The 8,985-nt window shown below is 66.0% G+C and carries 10 protein-coding genes, 2 tRNA genes and 1 pseudogene; 8 read left to right on the top strand and 5 right to left on the bottom strand.

All coding sequences use genetic code 11. The annotated features are described in order from the left end of the window. Window positions 1-388, top strand: a pseudogene (locus tag JO236_RS03050) (zinc-binding alcohol dehydrogenase family protein); the annotation flags it as partial. A 7-nt stretch (window positions 389-395) separates the two neighbouring features. On the opposite strand, the gene JO236_RS03045 reads toward JO236_RS03050, so the two are convergent. Continuing rightward, entirely contained in the window at window positions 396-1,334 is a 939-nt protein-coding gene (locus tag JO236_RS03045; protein ID WP_293324541.1) for a class I SAM-dependent methyltransferase, read from the bottom strand. A 192-nt stretch (window positions 1,335-1,526) separates the two neighbouring features. Between JO236_RS03045 and JO236_RS03040 the strand changes: the two genes are divergently transcribed. After that, window positions 1,527-2,561 carry a phosphotransferase family protein gene (locus JO236_RS03040; RefSeq protein ID WP_293324538.1) on the top strand — a complete coding sequence of 345 codons (1,035 nt, stop codon included), beginning with the start codon at window positions 1,527-1,529 and terminating at the stop codon, window positions 2,559-2,561. A gap of 195 nt (window positions 2,562-2,756) precedes the next feature. Here JO236_RS03040 and JO236_RS03035 read toward each other — a convergent pair whose 3' ends face one another. Beyond that, the gene (locus tag JO236_RS03035) at window positions 2,757-3,119 is read right to left on the bottom strand and encodes a hypothetical protein (RefSeq protein WP_293324535.1); all 363 of its coding nucleotides are present in this window, start codon (window positions 3,117-3,119) and stop codon (window positions 2,757-2,759) included. Window positions 3,120-3,199: 80 nt separating this feature from the next. On the opposite strand from JO236_RS03035, the gene JO236_RS03030 reads away from it, so the two are divergent. After that, entirely contained in the window at window positions 3,200-3,580 is a 381-nt protein-coding gene (locus tag JO236_RS03030; protein ID WP_293324532.1) for a nuclear transport factor 2 family protein, read from the top strand. 23 nt (window positions 3,581-3,603) lie between these two features. Here JO236_RS03030 and JO236_RS03025 read toward each other — a convergent pair. Together JO236_RS03025 and JO236_RS03020 are read right to left on the bottom strand one after the other, a co-directional pair. Then, window positions 3,604-3,676: transfer RNA gene (locus JO236_RS03025), tRNA-Arg, on the bottom strand. Window positions 3,677-3,696: 20 nt separating this feature from the next. Further along, a tRNA-Ser gene (locus tag JO236_RS03020) sits at window positions 3,697-3,788 on the bottom strand. Window positions 3,789-3,871: 83 nt separating this feature from the next. On the opposite strand from JO236_RS03020, the gene JO236_RS03015 reads away from it, so the two are divergent. Continuing rightward, window positions 3,872-4,951: a pyridoxal phosphate-dependent aminotransferase gene (locus JO236_RS03015; RefSeq protein WP_293324529.1), complete on the top strand. Its 1,080-nt coding sequence runs from the start codon at window positions 3,872-3,874 to the stop codon at window positions 4,949-4,951. Further along, window positions 4,948-5,409 carry a DUF4334 domain-containing protein gene (locus tag JO236_RS03010; RefSeq protein WP_293324526.1) on the top strand — a complete coding sequence of 154 codons (462 nt, stop codon included), beginning with the start codon at window positions 4,948-4,950 and terminating at the stop codon, window positions 5,407-5,409. Before JO236_RS03015 ends, JO236_RS03010 begins: the two co-directional genes overlap by 4 nt. Before the next feature lie 9 nt (window positions 5,410-5,418). Here JO236_RS03010 and JO236_RS03005 read toward each other — a convergent pair whose 3' ends face one another. Then, window positions 5,419-6,000 (bottom strand): TIGR03086 family metal-binding protein, encoded by a 582-nt coding sequence (locus tag JO236_RS03005; RefSeq protein ID WP_293324524.1) that lies wholly within the window; start codon window positions 5,998-6,000, stop codon window positions 5,419-5,421. Window positions 6,001-6,022: 22 nt separating this feature from the next. On the opposite strand from JO236_RS03005, the gene JO236_RS03000 reads away from it, so the two are divergent. Genes JO236_RS03000 through JO236_RS02990 form a run of 3 tightly spaced genes read left to right on the top strand, consistent with a single transcriptional unit; the run spans window position 6,023 to window position 8,870 of the window. Continuing rightward, on the top strand, window positions 6,023-6,847 hold the full coding sequence (locus tag JO236_RS03000; protein WP_293324521.1) for a crotonase/enoyl-CoA hydratase family protein: 825 nt from the start codon (window positions 6,023-6,025) through the stop codon (window positions 6,845-6,847). Between the two features lie 34 nt (window positions 6,848-6,881). Further along, window positions 6,882-8,117 carry a lipase LipE gene (lipE, locus tag JO236_RS02995; protein WP_293324546.1) on the top strand — a complete coding sequence of 412 codons (1,236 nt, stop codon included), beginning with the start codon at window positions 6,882-6,884 and terminating at the stop codon, window positions 8,115-8,117. A gap of 48 nt (window positions 8,118-8,165) precedes the next feature. Next, entirely contained in the window at window positions 8,166-8,870 is a 705-nt protein-coding gene (locus JO236_RS02990; RefSeq protein ID WP_293324518.1) for a hypothetical protein, read from the top strand. The last annotated feature ends 115 nt before the right edge of the window (window positions 8,871-8,985 follow it).

Raw genomic sequence — 8,985 nt, 5'->3', positions numbered from 1 at the left:
CGACAGGGCGGATGAGCTCGCCGAGGCGGCCGGCGATGTCGATGTCGTCGTCGACTACGTGTGGGGGCCCGTCACGGCCGGAGTGATGGCCGGCATCGTCACCGGCCGGTCCGATCGCGGGAAACCTCTCACCTGGATCGAGATCGGCTCGGTCGCGGGAGGCTCTGCCGAGATCCCGTCGGCGGCCTTGCGCGCGGCACGCCTGCAGATCGTCGGCAGCGGGCAGGGCTCCGTGCCGACACGAGATGTCCTCGCCGAACTTCCCGAGATAGCCGCCGAAATCACCAGCGGCGCTTTCGATATCGATGCGCGCGCCGTGCCACTCGGCGAGGTCGAAACCGCGTGGGGTGACACCGAAACCACGCAGCGGATCGTCTTCACGCCGTGAGGCGGTTTCAGCCCTTCTGCGCAGAGACGAAAAGGGTTGGTGGCATTGAGTTCTCGGCCCCCGCGGGTGCACTGCGATCATAACGGGCCAACAAGTCGGCGAAGGACAGAGCCGTCACATCCCAACCACGTTCGCGTAACCAGTCGGCCACGGGGGTGCGTTCCTCGGCGTACCAGAGCTCGTCGAAATCGGGTACCTCGGCGTTGACAACCTTGGCGGCCGTGGCTCGCATGCGCTGCATGTCCTCGCGCTGTCGCCGCACCCGCTCGGGGTCCGTAAAGTCCTCGGCCGGCACGTTGGAGGCCAGCCAACTGCCTTGCGCGCTGAGCGCGTGAATGCGCTCGAACAACAGATCCTGAGCTTGCGACGGAAGGTAGCGCACCAGGCCCTCCGCGGACCACGCCGATGGACGGGAGGCGTCGAATCCCGCTTCTTGCAACGCTTTCGGCCAGTCCTGGCGAAGGTCGATTGGCACGTTCACCAACCGCGAGGTCGGCTGCGCACCGTGGTTGCGCAGCGTCGCGGACTTGAAATCCAGCACCCTGGGCTGGTCCAGTTCGTAAACCACGGTGCCATCGGGCCAGGGCAGCCGCCACGCGCGGGCGTCCAGGCCGGCGGCCAGGATGACCACCTGACGGACACCAGCGTCGGCCGCGCCCAGAAAGAACTCATCGAAGAACGCCGTGCGGGTGGCCATGAAGTCGATCATCAACCGGATCCGCGTCCGCACCTCCGGGTCAATCTCGGACGCCTTGGCCAGCAGCGCGGGATCCGCATACATGCTCCACAGGCCGTTGCCCGCAGCATCGACGAAGACCCGTGCGAAGGGGTCGTTGATCAGCGGGGCGTCGCTCTCGGTCTCCGCGGCGCGAGCCGCCGCAACACCCAGCGCGGTGGCTCCCACGCTCTCGGTGATGTCCCAGGAATCGTTATCGGTGCGCGGCATAGTTGTTCCCTGCCATTCTGTGCCTGCCGGAAAGTCAGCTCCGCACACCATTGTTCCAGCCGCCCGCGCCGTGTGGCCGCCGATGACCCGTGGCCTACGCTTTTTCCCAGAAGGTCAACAGGTTTAAGGAGTGTGGATGGCACGCACACACGATGTATTGACCGACCACGGCAAGGCGCTCGCGAAGCGCTGATGGTTACCGACGCCCTGGATCTCAATGCGGTGGCGGACTGGATGTCCGGGCAGGGACTCGGGGACGGTCCGCTGGAGGACGTGACCGCGGTTACCGGCGGCACGCAGAACGTGATGCTGCGGTTCACCAGGTCCGGCCGGCCCTACGTCCTGCGCCGAGGACCGCGGCACCTACGGCCGCGCAGCAACAGCGTGATCTTGCGGGAAACCAAGGTGCTGGCGGCCCTGGCCGGTTCCGATGTACCGCACCCGCAGCTGATCGCCAGCTGCGCCGACCCGGACGTGCTCGGTGGCGCGGTCTTTTATTTGATGGAGCCGATCGACGGGTTCAACGCGGGCGAAGGGCTGCCACCATTACACGCCGGCGATCCCGACATCAGGTTCGGAATGGGATTGTCGATGGCCGACGCACTGGCCAAGCTGGGTGCCGTCGACCACATCGCCGTCGGCCTTGCGGACTTCGGCAGACCGGACGGTTTTCTGGAACGCCAAGTGCCGCGCTGGCTTTCAGAGCTGGAGTCCTATCGGCAGTACGAGGGATACCCGGGGCCGGATATCCCGGGCATCGAAGAGGTGGCCGGCTGGCTGGAGGCCAATCGGCCCACCACCTGGACGCCGGGCATCATGCACGGCGACTACCACGCCGCCAACGTGATGTTCTCCCGCATCGGACCCGACGTGGTGGCCATCTGCGACTGGGAGATGAGCACCATCGGTGACCCCTTGCTCGATCTGGGCTGGCTGCTGGCCACCTGGCGCCAGCCCGACGGGGCCAGTGTGTTCAGCCACGCCCTCGGCGGCACGGACGGATTGGCCAGCACCGCCGACCTGTTGCGCCAATACGCCGCAAACACCACGCGCGACCTGTCGCGCATCAGCTGGTACACGGTGCTGGCCTGCTTCAAGCTGGGCATCGTGATCGAGGGCACCCTGGCGCGCGCTTGCGCGGGCCAGGCCGAGAAGGAGGTGGGCGACCAACTCCATGCCGCCACGGTGCACCTCTTCGAGCGGGCATTGAGCCTGATCGAGAGCTAGTTCGGCGACTTTATGTCGACGCCGGCATTCTCTGCCGGCCACGGGCCGCTGCGGGGTCGCCCGTTCAGGCAGCTGTCAGGAACGACCGCTAGCATTCCCGTTCGTGCCGCGATACCCCGAGGACCCCGACAACTACTCTGACTACTCAGAGCCCACGCAGGCCGCACGCTATAGCGGCTATGACTCCGGCTCCGGTCAGTCCGAGCCCCCGCCGCCGGCTTGGTACCGCCGTCCGCCGGCGCTGGTGGCGATCGGCGCCGTCGGAGCGGCCCTGCTGGCCGGCGCGGTGTATGCAGGGGTCAAGCTGACCAGCAGCACCACCCCCAGCCCCACGACGACCACGACACCCCCGCCCGCAATCACCAGCGCGACACCGACCACCACGGCCGGCGAATCCCCGCGACATCGTGGACCTGGCAGCGAGCCGCCTGCGACGGTTACCGAGACGGCTCCGCAGTCCACCGACACCGGTACGACGACAGTCCCGACGACCACCGACACGCCCACCACCACGGTCGCCCCCACCACGACGGTCGCGCCCAGCACCGATACCAGCACGGTTACGCAGACGGTGACTGTCCCGCCGCGTCGCGGGCCGTTCGAGCCGCCTCGATAGCACCCCGTCGGGAATCATCGCCGTGCATGACGACGACATCCGGGTCGCTCTGCAAAACCATTGGGCGGCATCCGATGCCAACGACTTTGACGCCGAACACGAGATCTACCGCGCCGACGCGGTTCTCGAGTATCCGCAGTCAGGCGAGCGCATCCGCGGCCGCGCCAATATTCAGGCGTCGCGCGTCGCCCAGCCGAACGCGAAACGCTTCACCGTGCGACGCATCCTGGGCGGCGGCAGTCTTTGGATCAGCGAACTCGTCCTCAGCTACGACGAGCAACCGTTTTACGTGGTCAGCATCATGGAATTCGAGGGCGTCGAGGTCGTCCGCGAGACCCAGTACTTCGGCGAAGCGTTCGAACCCGGGCCGTCGCGCGCCCAGTGGGTCGAACGAATGGAGTGAGGGCCCGTGCGTAAAGCGTAAAGCGCGCCCGAAGAGATTCGAACTCCCAACCTTCTGATCCGTAGTCAGATGCTCTATCCGTTGAGCTACGGGCGCTTGTCTTCAGTTGTAAACCGTGGCGGAGGCGAGAGGATTTGAACCTCCGGTCCCCTTTGAGGGGGACAACTCATTAGCAGTGAGCCCCATTCGGCCGCTCTGGCACGCCTCCTTGGCCTTCCTGAGGTTACCCGACCCCGGGTTCCCCGAGCCGCCGGAGGCATAGCGTACACAGCCGCGACATATGCTGTCGAAGTGACCGCCCGCCTGCGGCCCGCGCTGGCCGGGCTCCCAGTGTACGTTCCTGGCAAAACCGTGCCGGGCGCCATCAAACTCGCCAGCAACGAGACGGTGTTCGGCCCGCTGCCGAGCGTTCGCGCGGCCATCGAGCGGGCCACCGACGTCATCAACCGCTACCCGGACAACGGATGCGTGGAACTCAAGGCCGCGCTGGCCAAACACCTGGGCTTCGCGCCCGAAAACGTCGCGGTCGGTTGCGGTTCGGTGAGCCTCTGTCAGCAGCTCGTCCAGATCACCGCGGCCCCGGGTGACGAAGTGGTCTTCGGGTGGCGCAGCTTTGAGCTCTACCCGCCCCAAGTCCTGGTCGCCGGCGCGACGCCCATCCAGGTGCCGTTGACCGACCACACTTTTGACCTCGACGCCATGTTCGCCGCAATCACCGATCGCACCCGGCTGATCTTCGTGTGCAACCCCAACAACCCGACGTCCACCGTCGTCGACCCGGACGCACTCACCCGCTTCGTCGAGGCGGTTCCGCCGCACATCCTGGTCGCCATCGACGAGGCGTACGTGGAGTACGTCCGCGAACCCATGCTGCCCGACAGCCTGGAGCTGGTCCGCACCCACCGCAATGTCGTTGCGCTGCGGACGTTTTCGAAGGCGTATGGACTGGCGGGCTTGCGGATCGGGTACGGGGTCGGTCAGTCCGACGTGATCACCGCGCTGGACCAGGTGTACGTCCCGTTCACCGTCTCGAGCGTCGCGCAGGCCGCCGCCATCGCCTCGCTGGACGCCGCCGACGAACTTCTGGCCCGCACCGATGTCGTGGTCGCCGAGCGGGCACGGGTGAGCGGTGCGTTGCGTGAGGCCGGCTTCACGCTGCCGCCGTCGCAGTCAAACTTCGTCTGGCTGCCGCTGGGATCGCGCACGCAAGATTTCGTGGAGCAGGCCGCCAATGCACGAATCGTGGTCCGCCCCTACGGCACCGACGGCGTCCGGGTGACCGTCGCCGCGCCGGAAGAAAACGACGCCCTGCTGGAGTTTGCGCGGGGTTTCGCGCGCGGCTGGAACGCGGATCAAAGGAGTACGCAATGAGCCTGGCCCGCAAGCAGTTCACCGAGTTCAAGGAGCGCACCGCCGAGATTGGCGACGCCGAGCTGGACGATTTTTGGGCGAGTCTGGAACCCGCCACCATCGACGGCATGATCGGGGAGTGGAAGGGCGGCGAATTCGCCACCGGCCACAAGATGAACGGCAAGCTGGCCAAGAACGGCTGGTTCGGCAAGACCTTCAAGTCGGCCGCCGACGTGCAGCCGCTGGTGTGTCTGGACGCCGATGGGAACAAGTTCTCCAACATCGAATGGGGCAAGGGCGAGGCCAGCCTGTGGCTGGAGGGCTTCCGCGGCGAAATCACCGCGACGATGGTCTATGACGGCCAACCCGTACACGACCATTTCAAGAAGATCGACGACGATGCCGTGATGGGCATCATGAACGGCAAAGGCGTTCTCGACGACGGCCGGTACTACTACTTCTATCTCGAGCGGGTGTAGCGGCGCTCGCTACCCGGCGGGGTTGCGGCCGGTGAACCCCACCAGCCGGTCCAGGCCCCTGGCGTCATCGGGCACGTCGCGCGGGTCGTCGAAGGCGTCGCCGCGCAGTTCCGGCCTGATCACCTTGTGCGCCAAGCCCAGCACGAATTCAGCCAGCGAATCGGGCACGCTCACGTCGTGTCCCACGGCTGTCGCGTAATCCCAGGCGTGCACCAGGAATTCGAGGGACAGGATGCCGCAGGCATCTCGCGCAGGCATCTCGCCGCCGCGGAATGGCACGTTGCCGTCCAGGCCGCGGCGCTGCCATGCGTCCAGGGCCGGCCGCGCCGCGGCGATGATCTGGCGTTCTGCTGAATCGCTTGGATCGGGTTCGCTTAATTCGGCACCCGCCATGCCACCGAGCGCGGTGATCGACTTGAGCAGATGCCCGGTCAGCTGGGTCACGTCGTACTCCGTGCACGGCGTCTGGCGGGACATGTCATCGCCGGCGACGGTGTGCAGGACCTGCTGCAGCACCCGCAGCGTGGCTTCGGCGCTGTCCAGTTCGTCGGTCGGCGGGGAATCGGGTCCGGGTCGCAAATCTGAGGGCATATCGCCACGCTACGGTCTGCACATGGGCGAAACATACGAATCCGTCACCGTCGAAATCCAAGGCCAGATTGCGCAGGTGACGCTGATCGGGCCGGGCAAGGGCAACGCGATGGGACCCGCCTTCTGGTCGGAGATGCCGGAGTTGTTCGCGGCGCTGGACGCCGACCGCGACGTGCGGGCCATCGTCATCACCGGATCGGGCAAGAACTTCAGCTACGGCCTGGACGTGCCCGCGATGGGAGGGTCGTTCACCGCACTGCTGGCGGACGGCGCGTTGGCCCGTCCACGGGCGGATTTCCACGCCGAGGTCAGGCGCATGCAGAACGCCATCACCGCCGTCGCCGACTGTCGGACTCCCACCATCGCCGCCGTGCACGGCTGGTGCATCGGGGGCGGCGTGGACCTGATCTCAGCTGTAGACATCCGCTACGCGAGCGCCGATGCCAAGTTCTCCATCCGTGAGGTCAAACTTGCCATTGTCGCCGACGTCGGCAGCCTCGCCCGCCTGCCGCTCATCCTGAACGACGGGCACCTGCGAGAACTGGCGCTGACCGGGAGGGACGTCGACGCGACCCGCGCGGCAAAGATCGGCCTGGTCAACGACGTGTACGACGACGCCGAGGCCACGCTGGCCGCCGCCCACGCCACCGCCGCCGAGATCGCCGCCAATCCACCGCTGACCGTCCACGGCATCAAGGATGTCCTGGACCAGCAGCGGGTTGCCGCGGTCTCGGAGAGCTTGCGCTACGTCGCGGCATGGAACGCGGCGTTCCTACCGTCGAAGGACCTGACCGAGGGCATCTCGGCGACGTTCGCCAAGCGTCCACCCCAGTTCACCGGGGAGTAGTTCGCCGCCACGTACTCTCGCGGGAGTGGCGCACATGACCGAAGACGGCAAGATCCGCGTCCCGGCCGACTTGGACGCCGTGACGGCGATCGGCGACGAAGACCACTCGGAGATCGACACCGCCGCTATCGAACGCATCTGGCAGGCGGCGCGGCACTGGTACCAGGCGGGCATGCAACCCGCGATCCAGCTATGCATCCGTCGGCACGGCCGGGTGGTGCTCAACCGCGCGATCGGCCACGGCTGGGGCAACGGTCCGACCGACCCACCCGAGGCCGAGAAGATCCCCGTCGCGACCAACACGCCGTTCTGTGTGTATTCGGCGGCCAAGGGGATCACCGCGACCGTGGTGCACATGCTCGCCGAGCAGGGACACTTCTCTCTCGACGACCGCGTCTGCGAGTACATGCCCAGCTACACCAGTCACGGCAAGGACCGCACCACAATCCGGCACGTGTTGACCCACAGCGCGGGCGTCCCCTTCCCCACCGGCCCGAAGCCGGACCTGCGCCGCGCGGACGACCACGAGTACGCGCAGGAACAGCTCAGCAAGCTGAGGCCGCTGTATCGGCCGGGACGGGTGCACATCTATCACGCGCTGACGTGGGGGCCGCTGATGCGCGAGATCGTCTACGCGGCCACCGGCAAGGACATTCGCGAGATCCTGGCCACCGAGATCCTCGACCCGCTGGGGTTTCGGTGGACCAACTTCGGCGTCAGCAAGCAGGACGTCCCGCTGGTCGCGCCCAGTCACGCCACCGGACGGCCGCTGCCACCGGTGGTCGCGCAGATCTTTCGCAAGGCGATCGGCGGGACCGTGCACGAGATGATTCCCTACACGAACACCCCCGCGTTCCTGACCACCGTGGTGCCGTCGTCCAACACGGTGTCGACCGCCAACGAGATGTCGCGCTTTGCCGAGATCTGGCGGCGCGGCGGCGAACTGGACGGTGTGCGCGTCATGAGCCCGGAACGGATGTACGGCGCGGTGCAGGAATGCCGGCGCTTGCGTCCGGACTTCGCGGTGGGTCTGATGCCCGCCCGCTGGGGCACGGGATTCATGCTGGGCACGAACCGGTTTGGCCCGTTCGGGCGCAACGCGCCGGCGGCGTTCGGCAACCTCGGCCTGGCCAACATTGCGATCTGGGCCGACCCGGCGCGCGGGCTCGCCGCCGGTTTGATCAGCAGCGGCAAGCCCGGCCGCGACCCCGAAGCCAAGCGCTACCCCGCACTGATGAACGCGATCACCGCGGAGATACCCGTCTCTTAGCGCGGAGTGAATCCTGATGCATCACACGGCGGTGGCGGAGGGAAGTAGATGGCTTTCGAATCCCTGACCAGAGACGAAACGGCTGCTGAACCTTGCGACCGCAATTGCGTTCTGATGGTGTTGATTCCCCTGTCAATCCGCTCGTGCCACCATCGCCTGATGATCCTCGCTGTTATCCAGACGATGGCCGCCGTGTCAGTGCCCATCGTGGTCGCGATCGTTGGCTATAAGCTCAACCACCGACTCAAACTCTACGAAGCCAGTCAGTGGCGTAACCAAGAGCTGATTAAGGCACGGTTACAGTACTTCGGACAGCTCGCCCCAATGTTGAATGATCTGATGTGCTACCTGACTTTCATAGGCCGATGGAAAGAACTGACACCGCCGGAGGTGATTGTCATCAAGCGGGACACCGACCGCTTGTTCTACTCAGTGGCTCCGCTGTTCAGCCAGACCACTGTCACGGCATATCAGGACTTCGTGGGGGTGTGTTTCAACACCCATAACCGTTGGGGTGTCGACGCACGCATCTGCAGCGGATTCCTGCGCCGCCGCGAAGCCTCGCGACAGCCGTGGCGTTCTGAGTGGGAAGAGTTATTCACTCACCAAGAAGGGGACTCGATCAAAGAGAGCAGCATGACCGCAGTCCGCGCAGCATACGACAAGCTACTGGCAGCTCTCGTGGCAGACATCGAGCTCTTGCAGCCGCGTGATCGGTATGCGGACAGCAACGTCGTCGTCAACGCCCGCTGATCGGTTGCTGCTCACGAACTGCCGCGCACGAGGTGTTCGGCAACCTGTACATGGATCATTTCGGGACGGGACGTTCGCAGTGCGGCGTTCTCCGAGACACGACCGCACCGCCGCA

It is taken from the genome of Mycobacterium sp. (assembly GCF_019247635.1).
Lineage (GTDB): Bacteria > Actinomycetota > Actinomycetes > Mycobacteriales > Mycobacteriaceae > Mycobacterium.
The sequence above is the reverse complement of the archived record's forward strand: the minus strand, read 5'-3'. Positions and strand labels throughout refer to the sequence as shown.

What these genes read in the sequence shown, in the direction of transcription:
- JO236_RS02990 (WP_293324518.1), top strand. Translation starts at nt 8,166, where the DNA reads ATGGCTTTCGAATCCCTGACCAGAGACGAAACGGCTGCTGAACCTTGC.
- JO236_RS03005 (WP_293324524.1), bottom strand. Translation starts at nt 6,000, where the DNA reads ATGCCCTCAGATTTGCGACCCGGACCCGATTCCCCGCCGACCGACGAA.
- JO236_RS03000 (WP_293324521.1), top strand. Translation starts at nt 6,023, where the DNA reads ATGGGCGAAACATACGAATCCGTCACCGTCGAAATCCAAGGCCAGATT.
- JO236_RS03040 (WP_293324538.1), top strand. Translation starts at nt 1,527, where the DNA reads ATGGTTACCGACGCCCTGGATCTCAATGCGGTGGCGGACTGGATGTCC.
- JO236_RS03010 (WP_293324526.1), top strand. Translation starts at nt 4,948, where the DNA reads ATGAGCCTGGCCCGCAAGCAGTTCACCGAGTTCAAGGAGCGCACCGCC.
- lipE (WP_293324546.1), top strand. Translation starts at nt 6,882, where the DNA reads ATGACCGAAGACGGCAAGATCCGCGTCCCGGCCGACTTGGACGCCGTG.
- JO236_RS03045 (WP_293324541.1), bottom strand. Translation starts at nt 1,334, where the DNA reads ATGCCGCGCACCGATAACGATTCCTGGGACATCACCGAGAGCGTGGGA.